General features: G+C 72.3%; 17 protein-coding genes. 13 read left to right on the top strand and 4 right to left on the bottom strand.

The genetic code is table 11. The annotated features are described in order from the left end of the window. Positions 1-46 precede the first annotated feature (46 nt). Positions 47-1,357 (top strand): amidohydrolase family protein, encoded by a 1,311-nt coding sequence (locus ACWD12_RS23900; protein ID WP_358363650.1) that lies wholly within the window; start codon positions 47-49, stop codon positions 1,355-1,357. Positions 1,358-1,553: 196 nt separating this feature from the next. Then, positions 1,554-1,901: a hypothetical protein gene (locus ACWD12_RS23905; protein WP_358363648.1), complete on the top strand. Its 348-nt coding sequence runs from the start codon at positions 1,554-1,556 to the stop codon at positions 1,899-1,901. A gap of 125 nt (positions 1,902-2,026) precedes the next feature. Here the strand turns inward: ACWD12_RS23905 and ACWD12_RS23910 are convergent, their stop codons facing one another. Next, on the bottom strand, positions 2,027-4,342 hold the full coding sequence (locus ACWD12_RS23910) for a beta-propeller domain-containing protein (RefSeq protein WP_450101235.1): 2,316 nt from the start codon (positions 4,340-4,342) through the stop codon (positions 2,027-2,029). 134 nt (positions 4,343-4,476) lie between these two features. Here ACWD12_RS23910 and ACWD12_RS23915 point away from each other — a divergent pair, with 134 nt between their 5' ends. The 9 genes from ACWD12_RS23915 to ACWD12_RS23955 all read left to right on the top strand — a co-directional run bounded on the left by ACWD12_RS23915 (position 4,477) and on the right by ACWD12_RS23955 (position 15,388). Beyond that, positions 4,477-5,622 (top strand): acyl-CoA dehydrogenase family protein, encoded by a 1,146-nt coding sequence (locus ACWD12_RS23915; protein WP_450101236.1) that lies wholly within the window; start codon positions 4,477-4,479, stop codon positions 5,620-5,622. A 56-nt stretch (positions 5,623-5,678) separates the two neighbouring features. Then, positions 5,679-6,938 (top strand): FAS1-like dehydratase domain-containing protein, encoded by a 1,260-nt coding sequence (locus ACWD12_RS23920; protein ID WP_450101237.1) that lies wholly within the window; start codon positions 5,679-5,681, stop codon positions 6,936-6,938. Next, positions 6,935-7,768, top strand: a complete 834-nt coding sequence (locus ACWD12_RS23925) for an enoyl-CoA hydratase/isomerase family protein (protein ID WP_358352166.1) — start codon at positions 6,935-6,937, stop codon at positions 7,766-7,768. Before ACWD12_RS23920 ends, ACWD12_RS23925 begins: the two co-directional genes overlap by 4 nt. Positions 7,769-7,773: 5 nt before the next feature. Next, a complete protein-coding gene (locus ACWD12_RS23930) occupies positions 7,774-9,069 on the top strand; it encodes an acyl-CoA dehydrogenase family protein (RefSeq protein ID WP_450101238.1) in 1,296 nt (431 codons plus the stop codon). A gap of 3 nt (positions 9,070-9,072) precedes the next feature. Continuing rightward, positions 9,073-9,957 carry an enoyl-CoA hydratase/isomerase family protein gene (locus tag ACWD12_RS23935; protein WP_450101239.1) on the top strand — a complete coding sequence of 295 codons (885 nt, stop codon included), beginning with the start codon at positions 9,073-9,075 and terminating at the stop codon, positions 9,955-9,957. Continuing rightward, entirely contained in the window at positions 9,954-10,781 is an 828-nt protein-coding gene (locus ACWD12_RS23940) for an enoyl-CoA hydratase/isomerase family protein (RefSeq protein ID WP_450101240.1), read from the top strand. Before ACWD12_RS23935 ends, ACWD12_RS23940 begins: the two co-directional genes overlap by 4 nt. A 52-nt stretch (positions 10,782-10,833) precedes the next feature. Next, positions 10,834-12,471, top strand: a complete 1,638-nt coding sequence (locus tag ACWD12_RS23945; protein ID WP_450101241.1) for a class I adenylate-forming enzyme family protein — start codon at positions 10,834-10,836, stop codon at positions 12,469-12,471. After that, on the top strand, positions 12,468-14,249 hold the full coding sequence (locus ACWD12_RS23950) for an AMP-binding protein (RefSeq protein WP_450101242.1): 1,782 nt from the start codon (positions 12,468-12,470) through the stop codon (positions 14,247-14,249). Before ACWD12_RS23945 ends, ACWD12_RS23950 begins: the two co-directional genes overlap by 4 nt. Before the next feature lie 248 nt (positions 14,250-14,497). Next, a complete protein-coding gene (locus tag ACWD12_RS23955; RefSeq protein ID WP_450101243.1) occupies positions 14,498-15,388 on the top strand; it encodes a helix-turn-helix domain-containing protein in 891 nt (296 codons plus the stop codon). 31 nt (positions 15,389-15,419) lie between these two features. On the opposite strand, the gene ACWD12_RS23960 is transcribed toward ACWD12_RS23955, so the two are convergent. Then, complete coding sequence (locus ACWD12_RS23960) at positions 15,420-16,319, bottom strand: ATP-grasp domain-containing protein (RefSeq protein ID WP_450101244.1); 900 nt, start codon at positions 16,317-16,319, stop codon at positions 15,420-15,422. A gap of 47 nt (positions 16,320-16,366) precedes the next feature. After that, complete coding sequence (locus ACWD12_RS23965; protein ID WP_450101322.1) at positions 16,367-17,257, bottom strand: LysR family transcriptional regulator; 891 nt, start codon at positions 17,255-17,257, stop codon at positions 16,367-16,369. Positions 17,258-17,370: 113 nt separating this feature from the next. On the opposite strand from ACWD12_RS23965, the gene ACWD12_RS23970 reads away from it, so the two are divergent. Further along, complete coding sequence (locus ACWD12_RS23970; RefSeq protein ID WP_450101245.1) at positions 17,371-18,618, top strand: TDT family transporter; 1,248 nt, start codon at positions 17,371-17,373, stop codon at positions 18,616-18,618. 91 nt (positions 18,619-18,709) lie between these two features. Here ACWD12_RS23970 and ACWD12_RS23975 read toward each other — a convergent pair whose 3' ends face one another. Next, entirely contained in the window at positions 18,710-19,267 is a 558-nt protein-coding gene (locus tag ACWD12_RS23975) for a winged helix-turn-helix transcriptional regulator (RefSeq protein ID WP_450101246.1), read from the bottom strand. Between the two features lie 89 nt (positions 19,268-19,356). On the opposite strand from ACWD12_RS23975, the gene ACWD12_RS23980 reads away from it, so the two are divergent. Continuing rightward, a complete protein-coding gene (locus ACWD12_RS23980) occupies positions 19,357-20,124 on the top strand; it encodes a class I SAM-dependent methyltransferase (protein WP_450101247.1) in 768 nt (255 codons plus the stop codon). Positions 20,125-20,203: the final 79 nt, after the last annotated feature.

Raw genomic sequence — 20,203 nt, forward strand, 5'->3', positions numbered from 1 at the left:
CTTCTATTCTTATAAAGATAGAGATCTAAGGCCCCTGGAGGCAGTCGTGCGCAAGGACGACATGATCCTCATCAGCGTGGACGACCACATCTGTGAGCCGGCCACGATGTTCGACGCCCACGTCCCCGCCCGCTACCGCGACCGGGCGCCACGCGTCGTCCTCCGCGACGACGGCGTCCAGCAGTGGATGTACGGCGACGCGCGCGGCCGCGACCTCGGCCTCAACGCGGTCGCCGGCAAGCCGCCGGAAATGTTCAACATCGACGCCAGCCGCTACGACCAGATGCGCCCCGGCTGCTATGACGTGCACGAGCGCGTGCGCGACATGAGCGCGGGCGGCCAGCTCGCGGGGCTGAACTTCCCGAACTTCACCGGGTTCTCCGGCCAGGTGCTGTGGCAGGGGCCGGACCGCACGGTGAACGAGGTGATGATCCGGGCGTACAACGACTGGCACGCCGACGAGTGGTGCGGGGCGTACCCCGACCGCTTCATTCCGTGCGGCATCCTGCCGCTGTACGACGTCGAGCACGCCGTCGCGGAGCTGCGCAGGCTCGCGGCCAAGGGCGTGCACGCCGTGACGTTCTCGGAGAACCCCGAGGCGCTGCAACTGCCCAGCATCCACACGCGCTACTGGGACCCGCTCTTCGCGGCGGCGTGCGACGAGGGCACCGTCCTGTGCCTGCACGTGGGTTCGTCGTCGCGGCGGGCGCCGTCGTCGTCGGACGCGCCGGCGAGCGTCAACATGACGCTGTCGTCCACGATGTCGACGTTCTCGCTCGTCGAACTCATCTGGGCGGACCTCTGGGAGCGCTTCCCGGACCTGCGGTTCTCGCTCACCGAGGGCGACATCGGGTGGATCCCGTACTTCCTGTGGCGCGCCGAGCACGTGCAGCGGCGGCACTCCGGCTGGACGAAGGCGACCTTCCCCGAGGGGCTTTCCGGTCCCGCCGACGTGTTCCGCAAGCACATGCTGTGCTGCTTCATCAGCGACGCGGTCGGTGTCGACCTGCTGCACCACTTCAACACCGACAACGTGTGCTGGGAGTCGGACTACCCGCACTCGGACAGCAGTTGGCCCAGCGCCCCCGAGGAGCTGGAGACGCTCTTCGCGGACCTGCCGGACGAACTCGTGGACCGCATCACGCACGGCAACGCGATGCGGCACTACCGCTTCGACCCCTTCTCGACCCGTCCGCGCGAGCGCTGCACCGTCGCCGCGCTGCGCGCCGAGGCGCAGGACGTGGACACCGTCACGCACGTCGGCCGCCGCGCCGACGACCGGGACCTGGAGAGCTGGAGCCGGCTGACCACGGGGCGCGCGCCGCAGCCGACCACCGCTCCGGCGGACGCCTCCTAGACCGGCACGGCGCGCACGGCAGGTGTGTCGGGAACGGCTCCCTGATACGACAAGCACGACAAGCACGTCAGGTACCACAGGTGCGACGGCAGAACAGGCACGACAAGCAGCACGCGCATCACCGGCAGAACAGGAAGAACAGGCAGAACGGGCAGAACAGGCACAGCAGGTACGACGGTTCGACAAGGAGCGGCACGTGAGCAACACCGACAACGCGGCAACCCCCGCGACCCCCGCCATCCGCACCGGGGCGCGACTGCGCAGCCAGGTCTGCACGACCGAGGTCATCGTGGTCCGCCCGCCGGCGGGCGGCGTCGACCTCACGTGCGGCGGGCGCCCGATGGTGGCCATCGACGCCGAGGTACGCGAAGGCCTGGCCCCGGAAACGGAGTTGGCCGGTGGAGCGCTGCTGGGCAAGCGCTACACCCTCGCGGCGGACGACACGTTCGAGGTGCTGGTCACGAAGGCCGGCGCGGGCACCCTCGCCGACGGCGGCGAACCGCTCGTGGTCAAGGAGGCCAAGGCGCTTCCCGCCAGCGACTGACCGGACCGTGCGCGCCGCCGGGGGGTGTGCACGCAACGGCGGGCTCGGCGGCGGGGGGACCGCCGCCGAGCCCGCCGATTTCCGCGGCCCCGGCCCGGGGTTCGAGGGTGGGTCGTCGTGACGTCCTAGGCGAACGGCACCCAGGCCCGCTGGCCGAGGTCGTCCAGGTCGTTGACCATCACGCCGCCGGAGGAGACGGTCCACAGCGCGTCACCGATCACCAGCGAACGCCGCATGGAGTCGGCCGACGGGTGACTGATCCGCCCCACCTCGACGAAGGAGCCGCCTTGCAGTCGAAGGACCAGCGCCTGGGTGCGGGCGGGCGCGAAGTCGGGTGCGACCGCACCGGTGCCGCCGTCGGTGGTGCTGCCCGCGGACGGCGGGGCTCCCGGCCGAGTGGTGCCGTACCCGGCCTGCAGCGGAATCACCAGGGTCCCGGTGGCCGGCCAGTACAGGAACGCGTGCGGGTCCATCTCCGCCTCGGAATTGCCCTGCGAGACGGTGAAGTTCGCGATCCGGGTCGGCGCGGCCAGGTTCGCCACGTCGAACAGCGAGACCTGGGTGCCCAGTCGGGATCCCGAGTCGGTGGCGTCCTGGCCGACGCCGATGAGCTTGCCGCCGTCCACCGGGTGCAGGTACGCCGAGTAGCCGTTGATCTTCAGCTCCCCGACCACCCTGGGTGCCGTCGGGTTCGCCAGGTCGAGGGTGTAGAGCGGGTCGGTGCGGCGGAACGTCACGACGTACCCGACGGCGCCGGTGAACCGTACGGCGTAGATGCGCTCCCCGCGCCCGAGACCGTCGACCCGGCCGACCTGGACGAGTTCGGTGCCGTTGCGCTTGAGCACCGCCACGGCGCTCTCGGTCGCCAGGATCGGCGCCATCTCCGGCGCGACGACCGTGTCCGAACCGGAGTTGCCCGAACCCGACCCCGACCCCGAACTGCCCGAGCCCGACGTGTTCGGGACGGACTTGCCCGTGCCGCCGGAGCTCCCGCTCTTCGGCTGCGCGGTGGCACCGGGCTGACGCTGCAGGGTGGTGGCGACGCGCAGGTGGTTGTCGAACTCCGACAGCGAGTACTGGTTGAGCAGTTCGCCCTCGACGTCGCCGGACGCCACGTGCCGCGGCGCCGCGGTGCCCGAGATGTCGAACTGGTAGAGCGCGGTGCGGCTCGACATCATCGGTCCGCCACCGGGCTTGGACTTGGTGGTGTAGTACGGGTGGTAGTTCGCCGCCACGTAGAGGTTGCCGGACGACGCGTACACGGTGTTGGCGTCCGCGGCGATCGTCACCGGGCTGCCGGTGCCCAGGTCGCGCGCGAGGTCGAAGGACAGGACGCTGACGGTGGACGCGCCGGAGTGGCCCGGTGCCCCCGCCTCGGTGTCCGGCCGGCTGACGTTGCCGCACTCCACGAGCCGACCGCTGTTGGTGCGGTCCCCGGTCTTGAGGGTGTAGCCGGGCAGCCAGTCGTCGACCGTGGTCTTGGCGACCGCCTTGGTGTACTTGGACTTGTAGTCGTCGCCGCCCGGGGAGTCGACGACCGGGCCGCGCGGGTACGAGCGGATGACCACGCGCGCCGTGGCGCCGATCTGACGGGCATCCACATAGGAGCCGTCGACGGCGAGTTCGCCCAGGACCCTGGGTTGGCCGGACAGGTCGACGAGGACCAGCTTCGACCGCGTGGGCGGTGCCGCGATCCGGCTCGACGAGGTGGCCTCGCCGCCGGTGGGCATGTCGTACGCCACCTTGTCGCTCGGCATGATCACCAGCGCGCGGTCGCCGGACAGCAGCATCTCGGTCGCGTACCCGCCGGGCAGCGCGAGCTTGCCGGTCTGCGCGCGGCTCGTGACGTCGACGACGCGGAGCGTTCCGTCGGCGACCGTGACCACCCGGCGCCCGTCGGTCTTGACGAGGTCGGGCTCGTCCACGCCCTGCTCGTGCACGTTGGTGCCGGAGTAGCCGGGCGCGGTGCTTCCGTCGCCCGGGGCCTTGGCCCCGCTCTCGGCGTCCTGCGGTGCGGCGCCGGGCGGCGCGGCGGGTGCCGCGGCGGACCCGTTGGCGAAGTCCTCGGCCGACCGGTCGCCGGTGAGGCCGGGACCCGGCTCGCCGGCCGCCTCCATGACCGGGGGCTGCGCGGCCCGGGCGAGCGCGCCCTTGCGGAAGTCGTCGAGCAGCGCCTCGCACGAGTCGTACGCGGAGAGCTTCAGCATCTTGGCCCGGAAGTCCGCGGCCTCGCCGGTCAGTCCGGCCGATCCCGGCGGCGGGGCGGACAGCGAGGGCTGGATCTCGGGCTCGTCCGAGCCGGAGGTGCAGGCGGTGGCGACCAGGCCGACGCTGATCGCGAGCCCGGCTATCGCGCGCCGCCGGGGGCGGCGTCCGGGCGTTGCGGTGGACCGGCCCGGGGACGCGCCCGCCGGTCCGAGGGTGCCGTCGTCGTTTCGCATGGCGGTGTGACGGGGCGGGCCGGGGATCGGTTCCCGGGTCCGGTCCAGGTGGCGGAAACCCGGCGGGATCCGCGGATCGGGCCGGCTGCGGACGGGCGTGCGGAGCACGGAGAGCAGAGGCGGAGGAGTGTGCCGTGGGTGTGAGCGGAATCGACGAGCGCGAGGAATTGCGCCGGACCGTACGGGCGTTTCTGGCCGAGCACGCGGACGAGGCGGCGCTGCGGCGGGCCATGGAGTCGACGGTCGGCCACGACCCCGACGTGTGGCGGCGGTTCGCGGGGGAGTTGGGGGTCACCGGGCTCGCGGTGCCCGAGGAGTACGGCGGAGCCGGCGGGATCGCGGAACTCGGCGTCGTGTGTGCCGAGGCGGGCCGCGTGCTGATGTGCGGCCCGTTCCTGTCGACCGCGCTCGCCGGGCAGGTCATGGTGGCCTCGGGCGACGCCGAGGCCTGTGCCGCGTACCTGCCGGGCATCGCCGCGGGGGAGACCGTCGCCACGGTGGCGGTCGCCGAGGCCGACGGGCGGTGGCGTACGTCCGCCCACACCTCCGCCCACACATCCCACACGTCCGCCGCGCGGCAGGGTGACGGTGGTTGGACGCTGTCCGGCACCAAGTGGTTCGTCACCGACGGGATGACCGCCGACCTGGTGCTCGTCGCCGCGTCGACCGACGACGGCCCGCAGGTGTTCGCGGTACGCACCGACGCGGTCGGCCTGACCCGGCGTCCGCTCGCCACCCTCGACCTGACCCGTCGTCAAGCCCGCCTGGACCTCGACGCGGTGCCCGCGCGCCGCGTCGCGGCCCCGGACGGCGCCGCACTCGTCGACCACACGCTGGACGTGGCCGCCACCCTCTTGTCGATCGAACAGGCGGCAGGGGCACGGTGGTTGCTGGAGGCCACCACCGCGTACGCGCGTGACCGCGTGCAGTTCGGCAGGCCGATCGGCTCGTTCCAGGCCGTCAAGCACAAACTCGCCGATGTGCTGGTCTCGGTGGAGTCCGCGCATTCGGCCGCCTACCGCGCGCTCGACACGTGGGCCACCGGCGACCCGGAGTTCCCGTTGGTCGCGTCGCTGGCCAAGGCGTACTGCTCGGAGGCTTACCTGCACGCCGCCCACGAGGCGGTGCAGTTGCACGGCGGCATCGGCTTCACCTGGGAGCACCCCGCCCACCTCTACCTCAAGCGCGCCCGGTCGACCCACGAACTGTTCGATCCGCCGAGCGTGCACCGCGCCCGGATGGCCGAGCTGCTCAGTGTGGAGAGCGGCCTTCCCCATTGAAGATGCAATCATTATAAAGATAGCCTTGCGGCGGTGCGTCACGCAGGAGGTAGAGCATGCCCATCACGGATGCCGCGATCGATCGACTCCGTGCGCGTATCGGTGTCCCCGAGCCGCACACGGTGCCGCCGCACTACCGGCTGCCGGGCATCGACGCGTTCCGGCACGTGGCCGAGGCGTACGGCGACGACAACCCCCTCTGGTGCGACCCGGATTACGGCGCGCAGACCCGCTGGAAGGGCCCGATCGCGCCGCCCGCCCTGGTCGGCGGGGACTCCCTGATCGGCGAGGACGAGGTCGCCGAAGTCGCCGAGGAGCAAAAGGCGTTGATGAAGGGCGACCCGCTGCGCGGCGTGCACGCCTTCTACTCCGCGAGCATGCGCGAGTGGTGGGCGCCGCTGGTGCCCAACCGCCGGGTGTTCCGCCGCAACGCGCTGGTCGGCGTACACGACAAGGCGAGCGCATTCGCCGAACGCGCCGTGCACGAGTGGACCGGTCAGGTTTTCGGCGACGAGACCGGGGCGCTGCTGAGCGGCCAGTACCGCCTGATGATCCGCACCGAGCGGTCCAAGGCCCGCGGCACCGGCCGGGAGAAGGCCGTCGAACCCGCCTCCTACACCGAGGAGGAGATCGCCGCGATCGAGGCGCAGTACGAGGCGGAGCGCCCGCGCGGCGCCGAGCCCCGCTGGTGGGAGGACGTCGAAGTCGGCGACGCCATAGGCCCATTGGTTAAAGGGCCCTTCACCGTCACGGACACGGTCTGCTGGCACGTCGGCATGGGCATGGGCATGTACGGTGTCAAACCGCTGCGCCTGGCGGCCGCCAACCGGCGCCGCATCCCGCGCTTCTACCACCGCGACCCGCAGGGCATCCCCGACGTGATGCAACGCATCCACTGGGACCCGGAGTTCGCCAAGCGCTCGGGCAACGCCACCACGTTCGACTACGGCCGGATGCGGGAGAACTGGCTCATCCACCTGTGCACCGACTGGATGGGCGACGACGCGTGGCTGTGGAAACTCGACTGCGAGTTCCGCGCGTTCAACTACACCGGCGACACCCAGTGGCTGCGCGGCACCGTGGTCCGCAAGTACCTGGCCGAAGGCGGCCGCCCGGCGGTCGACCTGGACCTCGCGGCGGTCAACCAGCGCGGCGAGACCACCACCCCCGGCCACGCCACCGTGCTGCTGCCCAGCCGCGAGCACGGCGCCGTTCGCCTGCCCGACCCGCCCGGCGGCGCCACCGACCTCACCGGCGCACTGCACGCCGCCGCCGAGCAGTTCGCCGCCCGCGACCGCGACGAGGAGACCCCGTGAACGACGCCTACCGGCCCGTCCCCGGCCTCGACACCGCCCTCGACCCGGCCACCGGGATCCTGCGTCTGACCCTCGACCGGGTCGAGAAGCGCAACGCGCTCGACGACGTCATGGTCGCCGGCCTCATCGCCGCCCTCGACGCCGCGGGCCACGACGAAGCCGTCCGAGCGGTCCTCCTGTCCGCCCAGGGCCCGCACTTCTGCACCGGCGCGGACATCGTGCAGCGCAACGCCGCCGAGGAGACGCAGGGCGAGGGCCGCAAGCCGCGGGTCGGCAGCATCCAGCGCCGCCTGCCCGCCCAGGCGCACCGGCTCATCCCCCTCGTGCTCACCGTGCAGGTTCCCGTCGTGTGCGCGGTACGCGGCTGGGCGGCCGGCATCGGCCTCGCCCTCGCCCTCGCGTCCGATGTGACCGTCGCCGCCGACGACGCGCGGTTCTGGGCACCGTTCTCGGCCCGCGGCTTCACCCCGGACAGCGGGGTCACCTGGCTGCTGCCCCGGCGGATCGGCGAGGTCCGGGCGCGCAAGATGCTGCTGCTCGGCGAACGCGTCCCGGCCGATGTCGCCGACACCTGGGGGCTCGTCGACCGAGTCGTGCCCGCCGACGACCTCGACAAGACCGCTGCCGACCTCGCCGCACAGCTCGCCGCCGGGCCGACCGTCGCTCTCGGCCTGACCAAGTGGCTTATGCACAACGGTGCTTCGGCGACCCTCGACCAACAGTTGCGGGACGAGGGATTCGCCATGGAACTCTCCTCGCGCAGCCGGGACTTCCGCGAGGGCATGGCGGCGTTCATCGGCAAACGGCCCGCGAACTTCGAGGGACGGTGACCGCGGTGGCCGACCTCGTCGACGACGACGGCAGGTTGCTCCTCCCCGACCCCGCCCGGGTCGCGGAGACGGTCGCCGCGTGGGTGGAACGGTACGTACCCGCCGCGTGGATCGCCGCCGCGCCGCGCGGCCGGGCCGCGATCCGCGAGGTCCGCTCCCGCGCCGAATACGAGGCCTGGTACCCGGTCTTCGGCCGCTCGGGCCTCGTCGCCCCCACCTGGGAGCCGGAGTACGGCGGCCTCGGTCTGACCCGCGAGCAGGCGCGTGCCGCCGACGAGGTGCTGCGCCCCTACAACCTCGGCCGGCTCAACCCCCTCGGCCTCGGCAACGCGGCACCGGCGATCTTCGCGCACGGCACCGACGAGCAGAAGCTCCGGTTCCTGCGGCCGATCGTGCGCAACGAGGAGTTCTGGTGCCAGCTGTTCAGCGAACCCGGCGCCGGATCGGACCTCGCCTCCCTCGCCACCCGCGCCGAACAGGACCCGGCGTCGGGCGACTGGCTGGTGACGGGGCAGAAGGTGTGGACGACTTGGGGCTTCCGCGCCGACTTCGGAGTGCTGCTGGCCCGTACCGACCCCGACCGCACCAAGCGCAAGGGGCTCACGTACTTCCTGCTGGACATGCGTCAGCCCGGTGTTCAGGTGCGGCCGTTGCGGACGATGACCGGTGAGTCGGAGTTCAGCGAGGTCTTCCTCGACCGGGCCCGGATCCCGGACGCGTACCGCATCGGCGCGGTCGGCGACGGCTGGAAGGTCGCCGGCGCCACGTTGTCGGGGGAGCGGCAGATGGTCTCCGGTGCGGGGTCCGGCGGGGTGGACCGCATCGGCGGGTCCGGCGTCGCGCACCTGCTCGCCCTGGCCCGCCGAATCAGCGCCGAAAGCCGCCGCGGCGGCTGGGACGACCCGGTGGTACGGCAGGAGTTGATGAAGCTCTACAGCGAGGAACGCATCCGCGCCTGGACCAACGACCGCGTCCGCGACGGCGTCAAGGCCGGACGCGCACCCGGCCCGGAGAGCTCCATCGGGAAGGTCCACCAGGGCGAGCTGAACCAGCGCATGCAGGCCATGGCCGCGCAACTTCTCGGTGCGTCGGGGCAGGCTTGGGAGACCCACGACCCCGACGCGTCTTATGAGGACACTCTCCCGCACGAGGTCAAGGGCATGCTGCGCAGCCGCGCCAACACCATCGAAGGCGGCACCTCCGAGGTCAACCGCACCATCCTGGCCGAACGTGTCCTGGGACTGCCCCGCGAACCCGATCCCTGGCTCCACACGCCCTGGCGCGAGATCCCCCGGAGCTGACCCATGACGGCTGCGACCACGGGCACCACATCGGACCGGCGCTACACGCGCTTGGTCGTGGAACGCGAAGGACCCGTCGGCTGGCTGGTCTTCGACCGGCCGGACCGGGGCAACGCCATGGACGCCGCGATGCTGGAGGAACTGGAGTATGCATGGCGGGAGTTGGACGACGACCCGGACGTACGGGTCATCGTCAACACCGGCAACGGCGCCGCGTTCCAGACCGGACTCGACGTCGCGCAGCTCGCCCGCGACCCCGCCGCGCTGCGCGAGCAGTCCCGGCGTACGAAGCGCTCCGAGCTACGCCTGACAGGCCATCACAACAAGGTCGCCAAGCCCGTCGTCGTCGCCGTCAACGGCGTGTGCGCGGGCGGCGGACTGCACTTCGTCGCCGACGCCGACGTCGTACTGGCGGCGTCCGACGCGGTGTTCCTGGACCCGCACGTCACGGTGGGGCAGGTGTCCGCGTCCGAGGCCGTCACTCTCGTACGCCGCGCCGCGTTCGAACCCGTCATGCGCATGGTGCTGACCGGCCGTCACGAACGGCTGTCGGCCCGGCGCGCGCACCAACTGGGCATCGTCGGCGAGGTGGTCGAACCGCCCGAGCGACTGCGGGACGCCGCCCGGGAGTTGGCCCTGACCATCGCCCGCAATCCACCCGAACGGCTCGCGGCGGCCAAAGCCGCGTTGTGGCGGGCGCTGGAACGACCAGGTGAGCCCCGGCCTCCGTCGGAGCCTCCGGCAGAGCTCCTGACAGAGCGTCCGACAGAGCTTCTGACGGAGCATCTGACCGAGCCGCAGACAGAATCTCCGACGGAGCCTCCGACCGAGCCGCCGGCAGATGACGCGCGAGAGACCCGCAAGGGCGACGAAGGGACGACGCGGTGACCTACCCCGATCTGGAGTACCTGAGGTTGGAGCGGCGCGGCCCCGTGGGCTGGCTGGTCAACAACCGGCCGGACCGGCTCAACGCCATGAACAGCGCGATGCGCGACGAGTTCGCGGTGGCCTGGAAGGCACTGGACGCCGACCCCGAGGTCCGGGTGATCGTGCATACCGGGGAGGGGCGCGCCTTCCAGACCGGGGTGGACGTCGCCGAGATCGCCGGGGACGGCGTCGGCATGGAGCGCTACCGGCAGTCCATGGAGGACTTCGACGTGCACTTCACCGCCTGGCACCAGGGGGTGGAGAAGCCCGTCATCACGGCGGTCAACGGGCTGTGCGCGGGCGGCGGGTTCCACTGGGTGGCGGACGCGGACATCGTGATCGCGGCATCCGACGCCCAGTTCTTTGACCCCCACGTCTCGGTCGGGCAGGTGGTGGCGATCGAGGCGATCGGGCTGCTGCGCAAGATGCCGTTCGAGGCGGTGATGCGGATGGCGCTGACGGGCCGTCACGAGCGCATGTCCGCCCGGCGCGCCTTCGAACTCGGCATGGTCGGCGAGGTGGTCGACCCGCCCGAGCGGCTGCGCGACGTGGCGCAGGAACTCGCCGAGAAGATCGCCCGGAACTCGCCCGCCGCGATGGCCGCGACCAAGCGCGCCCTGTGGGGCGCGCTCGAACTCGGCCTCACCGACGCCTGCAAGGCCGGCGCCAAGGAACTCGTCTCCATGTGGGGCCACCCGGACCAGGAGGAAGGCCCCCGCGCCTTCGCCGAGAAGCGCGAGCCGCGGTGGGCACCGCCCCTGGCCGGGAACGACGCGGAGACATGAGCGGCCGCCAAGAGGCCGCCGACCGCCCCGACTTGCCGTCCGGAGGTGCCGCGTGCGGCTGACCGACCTGCTGGCGCCGCGCGAGGACGACGCGCGTACGACGGCCGTCTACACCGACACCCGCGAGGTGACCCGGGCCGCGCTCCGTGACGCGGCGTGGGCGCTCGCGGGGGTGCTGCGCGGAGCGGGCGTACGCGAGGGGCAAGCGGTCGCGGTCATGCCCGGCGACGGCGCCGAGGCGATCGCCGCGCTGTTCGGAGTGTGGCGGGCGGGCGCGGTGTACGTCCCGCTCAATCCGCGCCTGACCGACGCCGAGGTGGAGCGCGTGCTGGCCGAGGTACGGCCCGCGCTGGTCGTCACGGACCGGGCGGGCGCCGGACGCTTCCCGGGCCACCCGGTCGTCCTGGCCGACGCCGCCCCGTCCGGCGTGCCCGGCACGGCCGATAAACCGGTCACCACCGACAGGCCCGGCACACCCGGCACACCTGGCGCGCCCGGCACACCCGGCGCGCCCGACACGGCCGAAACCGGCGGTGTGCGGGCCGCGTTCACGTGGTCCCCGCCCGTCCCGGCACGCAGCCCCGAGCCCGGCGCGGACCTGGCTCCCACGCACGACCCGGACACCGCCCTCATCCAGTTCACCTCCGGAACCACCGGACGCCCCAAACCCGTTCTGCTGCGCCACAGCGGAATCTCGGCACTCCTGGAGCCGGTTCTCGCACGCCTGGTGGGATCCGGGCGCGCCCGCCCGGCCGTACCGATGCCCAACCTCATCCCCACCTCTATGTCCCTGTGGGCGGGCATCTACAACGTGCTCTTCGCGTTTCGCGTCGGCGCTCCGGTGGTGCTCATGGAGCGGTTCGACACCACGCGGTTCGTGGCGTACGTCCGCAGGTTCGGGATCCGCTCGGTCGTGCTGCCGCCCGCCGCGATGGTGATGCTCACCGACGACGAGGCCATCGGCGACCTGGCACCCCTGCGGTACGTGCGGAGCATCACCGCACCCCTGTCGCCGTTCCAGGCCCGCCGGTTCCGCGACCGCTTCGGTGTGACCGTGCTCAACTGCTACGGCCAGACCGAGATCGGCGGCGAGATCGTCGGCTGGAACGCCGCCGACGCCCGCGAGTTCGGCGAGTCCAAACTCGGTGCGGTCGGCCGCCCGCACGACGGGGTCGCGCTGCGCATCGTGGACGCCGAGGGCGGTGAGGCCGGTACCGGTGGTTCGGGTGAGCTGTGGGTGCGGACACCCGCGATGGCATCGGGCTACGCCGACGGGGGCGGTCTCGGCGAACGCCTCACCGCCGACGGGTGGTTCCGCACCGGCGACGTCGGCCGGGTGGACCCGGAGGGCTTCCTGTGGATCGACGGGCGGGTCTCCGACATGATCAACCGCGGCGGCCTCAAGGTGTTCCCCGCGGAGGTCGCAGAAGTTCTGCGGCTGGCCCCGGGGGTCGCCGACGCGGCCGTGGTGGGGATCCCCGACGACCGCCTCGGCGAGGTGCCCTGCGCCTTCGTCGTGCCCCGGGGACCGCGCCCGCCCGACCCCGCCGAACTCGACGCATGGTGCCGGGCGCACCTCGCCCCCTTCAAGGCTCCGGTTCGGTATGTCACGGTGGACGCCCTGCCCCGCAACGAGGTCGGAAAGGTCCTCGCCGACCGGCTTGCGGCACTCGGAAGGACACACCCATGAAGCAGACCGTCGCCCATCTCGTACGGTCGGCCGCCGACCGCTACGAGGACGCCGAGGCGGTGGTGGACGGCGACGTCACGCTGACCTTCCGTCAGCTCGGGGACCAGGTCCTCGACTTCGCGCGGGCCGCGATCGCGCACGGGGTCCGTCCCGGTGACCGGGTGGCGATCTGGGCGCCCAACTCGGCGCGGTGGCTGGTCGCCGCGCTCGGCACCATCAGCGCGGGCGCCACCGTGGTGACCGTCAACACGCGCTACCGGGGCGAGGAGGCCGCCGACCTGCTCCGCCGTTCCGCGGCCGTGGCGCTTTTCGTGCACCAGGACTTCCTGGGGTACGACTACTTCGGCGCGTTGCGCGACGCCGCCGGGTCAGCTGCTTCCGGGGCAACTGACGTCGCGCCGACTGCCTCTGGGGCAAATGCCGCCGCGCCGACTGCCGCCGCGGCGGCTGAGACCGGGTCGGGTGCGCCGGCTGCGGATGCCGAGGACGCTGAAGGCACCGGGGGCACTGAAGGCACCGGGGGCACCGAGGGAACTCCCGTACCGGGCCTGCCTTTGCTGCGGTACGTCGTCGACATCTCCGGCGCCGGTCCGCGCGTGGACGGTGACGGGCCTTCGCCGTGGGACGACTTCATGGCGGCGTACGACCAGGTGCACGAGGAACAGGCACTCGGCGTCCTCGACGGCATCCGGCCGACCGACATCTCGCACATCATCTTCACCTCGGGAACCACCGGGCGCCCCAAGGGCGTTCTGCTGCACCACCGGGCGCTGGTCCGGCTGTACGCGGCGTACAGCGGCATCTGGGGCATCCAGGAGGGCGACCGCTACCTCGTCCCGCTGCCGTTCTTCCACACCGGCGGCCAGTCCGCGATCCTGTCCTGTCTGATCCGCGGGGCCACCATCCTGCCGCTGCCGGTCTTCGACCCGGCGACCGTGCTGGAGCTGGTGGACCGGCTGCGGGTGAGCGTCCTGATCGGCGCCCCCACGGTGTTCTCCGCGCTCCTGGACCACCCGGACCGGTCGCGGTACGACCTGTCTTCGCTGCGCCTCGCCGCGACCGGCGCGGCCGTCGTCCCGGTGCGCCTGGTGGAACGCTGCCTCGCCGAACTGCCGTTCACGAACTTCATCACCGCCTACGGGATGACCGAGTGCCACGGCACCGCCACGATGTGCCGCGACGACGACAGCCCGGCGACGGTGGCCGCGACGAGCGGCAGCGCGCTGCCGTCCGTCGAGGTGCGCGTCGTCGACCCCGAGGGCCACGACGTCGGGGTCGGCGAACCGGGGGAGATCTGGGTGCGCGGCTACAACGTCACGCGCGGCTACCTCGACGACCCGGAGGCCACCGCCGAGGCGATCGACCTCGACGGCTGGCTGCACACCGGCGACATCGGACACCTCGACGCGCGCGGCAACCTCGCGATCACCGACCGGCTCAAGGACATCTACATCGTGGGCGGGTTCAACGTGTCGCCCGCCGAGGTGGAGCAGGTGATGGCCCGTCATCCGGCGGTGTCGGAGGCCGCGGTCATCGGCGTGCCGGACGACCGGATGGGCGAGGTGGGGCGCGCTTACGTCATCCCGCGCCCGGGGGCCGAGGCCGACCCGGAGGAGATCGGCGCGTGGCTGCGGGCGCGGCTGGCGAACTTCAAGGTGCCGCGCAGCATTGCCGTCGTGGACGTGCTGCCGCGCAACGCCACGGGGAAGGTGCAGAAGACCGAGCTGCGGGCCGCGTACCGCGATGCGGCGGCCGACCCGGTCGCTGACCGAAACTGATCGCATTCCGGCCGTTGCTGAACAGTGTGCGGAGGCAGGCTGGGCGGAAACGGACGCAAACGTTCCGCCAAGATGGCACAGAACACACCCAAGACCCCCGGTTGGGGTCTTTCCGTACGGTCGTGGCGTCGCTAGCATCCCGAGCGTTCCCGCAACCCCGTGACGTCCCCGTCTTGGCACGGTCGTACGCCCCGGCACCAGGGGGCAGGTGACGGAAGGGCTCGCTCGGATCCCGCCGGAGGCCGGCCATGCCGTACCGCTCTGTCGTGTCGCCCCTGCACGAGGTCGTGCAGGTCCCGCCGCACCCGCGGTTACGTCCCGGCGTGCAGTTCTACCGGGGCTTCCGCATCCACGCCGGGCGACCGCGCGAACGCCTCGAACTCCCGGTCGGGTTCGCGACCCTGCTGCTCGGCTTCGACCACCGCATCACCATCGGGGCCGTCGGAGCCGGCCGGGCCGCCGACCCGGCGGGCGCGCCGCGGAGGACGTACACGTCGCTGCTGGCCGGCATACGGACGAACTCGGTCATCGGGGTGCACTCGGGGACCGTGCACGGCATCGAGGTGGTCATGCTGCCGTGGGCGGCGTACGCGATGTTCGGCGTGCCCATGCACGAACTCACCGAACGCCTCGTCGACCCCACCGACGTCGCCGGGACCATGATGCGCCGCCTCACCGACCGACTGGCCGAAATCCCCGACTGGCCCTCGCGCTTCACCGAACTCGACCGCTCCCTGCTGCGCCGCGTGGAGGACGGCCCGGGGCCCGCGCCCCGCATACTGCGGGCCTGGGACCTGCTCGTCGGCTCGGCGGGCACCATGCCGATCGCCGACCTCTCGCGTGAGCTGGACTGGAGCGAACGGCAGTTGGAGCGACGCTTTCGCGAACAGCTCGGCCTCGCACCCAAGGCCGCCGCACGCGTGCTGCGCCTGCAACACGCGATGCGACTGCTCGTCGCGGGACGCCCGCCGGCCGAAATAGCCTCGCGCGCGGGCTTCTACGACCAATCGCACCTGAACCGCGAGATCCGCACGGCGACCGGCATGACACCGGGCGTGTTCCTCAGCCGCACACTGCACGCCCCGGCGGCCGCGGCCCGGGTCGACGGGACGGTGACCACCCTCGTCCTCCAGGCGTGACCCGCGTGACTCCGCAGCGTGGCACGGCGAGTTACGCGCCCGGCCCGCCGACCAGCAGCGGGCGCAGCAGGCCCGCCGGATCGGCGCTCGACGGCAGGTCGCTCACCTGGCCGTCGCCCACCTCGACGATCCGCCGGACACCGTCCGCGCGTCGGGCGAGATCGGTCGTCACGAACGAAGCGCCGAGCGCGCGTACGGCCGCCCGTACGGCAGGCGTGTCCAGAACGTCGGGAAGCGCGTCGGCCGGGGTGTCCGGAGCATCCGGATGCGGCGTCACCAACACCGGCTCCCCGTCGACCCACCACACGCGTGCCTCGGGCCCGGTGAACTGCTCGAAGGCACGGAGCACGACGCCGCCGACCAGGAACTCGCCCTGGCCGTCCAGGAACGCGCCGACCACCGACGCCAAGTTCGCGGTGTCCGTCAGGTCGGGTACGAAGCACGCTGTGTGCCACTCGTGCTTGCGGGACTTGACCCAGTCCTTCACGATCCCGGCCCCGGGAGGCAGGGCCGCCGCCTCCGCGGCGAGCCGGGCTGCGGCCGGGAGTTCGCGGGGGAGTCCGCCGGGAGGGAGGGGGATCATCCGGCTCGCCGGGGTGTGGTCGCGGAAGTGTTCGTACCAGCCCGGGAGTTCATGGGCCGATTGATAGGCGGCAGGGGAGGTGAGCGGCCGGGCGCCGCGGGACCGCAGCGCGGCGTCGAGCGCAGCGTAGGCCTCCGACGTGACCATCCAGCCCCGGTACCGGACATCGCCGAGCCCGCGCGGTACGCGGGCGACCGCCTCGGACACGTCGCCGCGTACCGCCGCATCGTGGTCGAGGTACGCCACCGCGCAGCCGAGTTCGCGCGCCGCGGCCGCCTCGCGGGCGAAGTGCGGGTCGGCCCGCCGCGGGTTGAGCGGGTCGCAGGGCAGCAGCAGGGCGGTCGGCATTCCGCCACGATAGCCGCGGCGTCCGCCCAGCCGCGGTGCGTCCGCGGTCACGCGGTGCCCCGAGTAAGCGACAGCAACTCCCGCGCCGGACCCGTCGGGTGCGTGCCGTGCGGCCACACCGCGCGCAGCGAACGCGACAACGCCAGGCCCGCGACCTCCACCGCGACGAGACGGCCCGAGGCGATGTCGTCGGCGACCGCGAGCGAACTGAGCACCGCGGGCCCGGCACCCGAGACGGCGGCAGCCTTCAGCGCGGTGGTGGAGGCCAGTTCGAGCAGCGGGTCGGCGGCCAGCGTGCCGTGCCGGGCCAGCGCCGCGGCCAACACCTCGCGCGTCCCCGACCCGGGCTCGCGCTGCACCAAAGGCGTTGCCGCGAGTTCCGCCGCCGGGAGCGGCGAGCGGCGGCGCGCCCACCGGTGCCCGGGCGCGACCACAACGGTCAGCCGGTCGTGCGCCACCACTGCCGAGTCCAGGCCGCCCGGCGCGCGTACGCCCTCGGTGAACCCGAGGTCGGCCTCGCCGGCCAGCACGCGCGCGGCCACATCGGTCGAGTTGCCGACCCGCAGCGACACCGCGACACCGGGCAGCGCCTCGCGCAGGGCGACCAGCCAGCGCGGCAGCAGGTACTCCGCGACGGTCAGGCTCGCCTCGACGCGCAGTCGGGTGTTGTGGTCCTCGCGCAGGGCGGCCAGCCCGGTGTCGAGTTCGTCGGCGGCGTCCAGCAGCGGCCCCGCCCACTCGGTGACCAGTACACCGGCCGGGGTCAGCACCGAACCGCGCGGCGTGCGCTCGAGGAGGGGCACCCCGGCCAGGCGTTCGAGCGTACGCATGCGCGCGCTCGCGGCGGGCTGCGAGATCCCCGCCTCCGCCGCGGCGCGGCCGAGCGAGCCCAGCCGCGCCACCGCGAGCAGCAGTTCGAGTGCGGGCAGGTCGGGCATGCGGGAAGAGAGGGGCACGGCACCAGCGTATGAGACCGGTCATAAGGCCGCCTTATGACCTCATCGACGCGAGGCCGCTACCGGGGGCCACCCCGCCGGACCAGGCTGGAGCCATGAGCACGACCGCCGTGACCCGCCCCCGCCTCCTCCGCGAGCTCGACCGCCCCGCCGACGCGTTCCGCGGCATCGGCCCCAACTGGTTCGCGGCCGTCATGGGCACCGGCATCGTCGCCAACGCCGCCGCCACGCTGCCCGTGCACATCACCGGGCTGCACACCCTCGCCTTCGCGGTCTGGCTGCTCGCCGCCGCGATGCTCGCCGCCCTCGTCGCGGCGACCGCCGTGCACTGGACCCGGCACCGCGAGACGGCCCGGGGACACGCACTCAACCCGGCAATGGCCCCCTTCTACGGCGCGCCGCCGATGGCCCTGCTCACGGTGGCCGCCGGCACCGTCACCTTCGGCCCCGACCTGCTCGGCACCTCGACCGCCCTCGGCATCGGCACGGTGCTGTGGACGCTCGGCACGCTCGCCGGACTCGCCTCGACCGTGCTCGTCCCGTACCTCATGATCACCCGACACACGCTGAACCTCGAAAGCGTGTTCGCCACCTGGCTCATGCCGGTCGTGCCGCCCATGGTCTCCGCCGCCACCGGCCCCCTGCTGATCCCGCACATCGCGAACGGGCAGGCCCGCCTGGGGCTGATGCTGGCCTGCTACGCGATGTTCGGCATCAGCCTGCTCGCGACCCTCGCCCTGCTGCCACTGATCTGGACCCGGCTGCTCCTGCACCGCATCGGGCCCGCGGTCATGGTGCCGACGCTGTGGATCGTGCTGGGGCCGCTCGGCCAGTCGGTGACCGCGGCCAACACCCTCGGGTCAGTCGCGCACCTGGCCGTCCCCGCCGAACAGGCACGTGCGTTCGAGGCGTTCGCCGTCGTGTACGGCGTGCCGGTGCTCGGCTTCGCCCTCCTGTGGCTGGCCCTCGCCGCGGCGATCACGCTGCGCACGGCCCGCACCGAACTCCCGTTCGCCATGACGTGGTGGGGCTTCACCTTCCCGCTCGGCACCTGCGTCACCGGCGCCGCCGGCCTGGCCGCGCACACCGGCTCGACGGCGTTCAAGGCACTGGCCGTGGCACTGTACGCGGCACTCGTCGCCGCATGGGTCGTCGTCGGCACACTCACCGCGCGCGGCTGCCTGACCGGAAGCCTGTTCCGAGTCACCCGGCCGGTCACTGCGCCGGGTGCTTCCTCCACCGCCTCGCCCGTCGCCTCGCCTGTCGCTTCGCCTGTCGCCCGGTTTGTCGGTGAGCCGGTTGCTTCGCCCGTCGCTCCGTCCGTTGCCGCGCCTGTCAGTTAGCCGGTTGCTCCGCGTGTCGCCCCCCGTGCCCGTTTGACCTGCTGGCCGGCCGTTTCGGGGATGACCGTGCGGATCCCGCGCCGATGCAGGCCTAGGGCGCGGTGTGCCCGTCGGGGTCGGCGACGGCAGTCCCAGGGGGTTGCCGACGTTCCACACGTGAGGCGATCAACGGGCCGAGAACCCGGGTGCCTGGGCCCACACGGCCGCCGGGCCCGGGAAGTTGGTCCGAGTTGTGCACCGTGAGGGGTTCACCGCAGTGCGTGCAAACTGCGACGGCGTTGGTGTCCCGTCCGCAGGTGGTGTGCCGTATGCGCGTCGGCGGCCCGGCGGGCTCGCCGTACCAGCGGTCGCCCCAGGCCATGAGGGCCAAGAGCACCGGGTACAGGTCTTCGCCTTTCGCGGTCGCCCGGTAGTGCTCTCGGGGCGGGTGGTCCTGGTAGCGCTCCCGGGTCAGTACGCCCTCGTCGACCAGCCGCGCCAGACGGGCGGCGAGGACCTTGCGGGAGACCCCCAGGTCGTGCGCGAGGTCATCGAAGCGCGTGACCCCGGCCAGCACGTCTCGCATGATCAGCGCAGTCCACGCGTCACCGAAAAGGTCGGTGGCTCGCGCGATGGAGCAGGCCACGTCGGCCAGCGGCTTCCTGGTCATGGCAGGCAGCCTAGCCAGGTTCCCTCTGGGAACCTAGGCTGTCGCTGACGAGTTCCTTCAGGGAACTCACCTTGTCAACGGGAGGCACTGTGGCCCATCCCCCGCTCGTCGAACTCGATTCCCTCGCGCCCAACGCCATCGACGGTCGCCACATCCGTGCGGTCACGTTTCAAAAGGTCCGGATGACGTACATCGAGGATGTCCTTGCCCGGCATCCCCTCGCGCCGGGCAGCCCGGTGCTGGTGATCGGCAGTGGGCGCGGCCTCCTCGCCAGGGCCCTCGCCGGGCGCGGGTTCTCGGTGACCGCCGCGGATCCCTCGCAGCGCGCCACCGACGCCGCTCTCGCCGCGGTCGACCAACCGACACCGCCGGTGCGCTACCTGACCGCGACGGCGGATGAGCTGGCTGCGGCAGGCGACACGTACGCCCTGGTCTACGTCGCCGACACTCTGGAGGTCTCCGAAGACCTTCACGAGGTGACTTCGGCCATCGGCGCGTTGGTGCAGTCACGAGGCCTGGTGATCTATGACACGGTGAACCGCACAGGCATCGCAAAGTTGGTGTACCTGGGCGCCTTCCAGAAATTTCCTCCGACACGCATCATGCCGCCGGACCGCTACACGTCCGCGAGGCTGCGTCCGCCGAGTGCCGTAACCGCCGCACTGGCATCCGAGGGATTCCGCGACCAGGAAATTGGCGGCTTCAAGCCTGTGAGTGGGTGCGCGCTTGTTGCAGCCACCCTCGCCCGCCGCCGCGGCAAGATCGACGACGAAGAGATCGCACGACGCGTGGATTTCGTCCTTGCCCCAAGCTCCCCGCCGAAGGTGACCTACTTCGGCCACGCTCGCAAAGCCTGACTCCCGGCAGGTTGATTGGGCGGTGCACCTCGTCGCGGCGGGGGCCGGGTGCGCTGGCTGGAGGGTCGGCCATGATGGT

The organism is Streptodolium elevatio, assembly GCF_053592165.1.

Coding starts and splice junctions, on each gene's coding strand:
- ACWD12_RS23910 (WP_450101235.1), bottom strand. CDS start 4,342: ATGCGAAACGACGACGGCACCCTCGGACCGGCGGGCGCGTCCCCGGGC.
- ACWD12_RS23920 (WP_450101237.1), top strand. CDS start 5,679: ATGCCCATCACGGATGCCGCGATCGATCGACTCCGTGCGCGTATCGGT.
- ACWD12_RS23935 (WP_450101239.1), top strand. CDS start 9,073: ATGACGGCTGCGACCACGGGCACCACATCGGACCGGCGCTACACGCGC.
- ACWD12_RS23950 (WP_450101242.1), top strand. CDS start 12,468: ATGAAGCAGACCGTCGCCCATCTCGTACGGTCGGCCGCCGACCGCTAC.
- ACWD12_RS23955 (WP_450101243.1), top strand. CDS start 14,498: ATGCCGTACCGCTCTGTCGTGTCGCCCCTGCACGAGGTCGTGCAGGTC.
- ACWD12_RS23960 (WP_450101244.1), bottom strand. CDS start 16,319: ATGCCGACCGCCCTGCTGCTGCCCTGCGACCCGCTCAACCCGCGGCGG.
- ACWD12_RS23965 (WP_450101322.1), bottom strand. CDS start 17,257: ATGCCCGACCTGCCCGCACTCGAACTGCTGCTCGCGGTGGCGCGGCTG.
- ACWD12_RS23970 (WP_450101245.1), top strand. CDS start 17,371: ATGAGCACGACCGCCGTGACCCGCCCCCGCCTCCTCCGCGAGCTCGAC.
- ACWD12_RS23975 (WP_450101246.1), bottom strand. CDS start 19,267: ATGACCAGGAAGCCGCTGGCCGACGTGGCCTGCTCCATCGCGCGAGCC.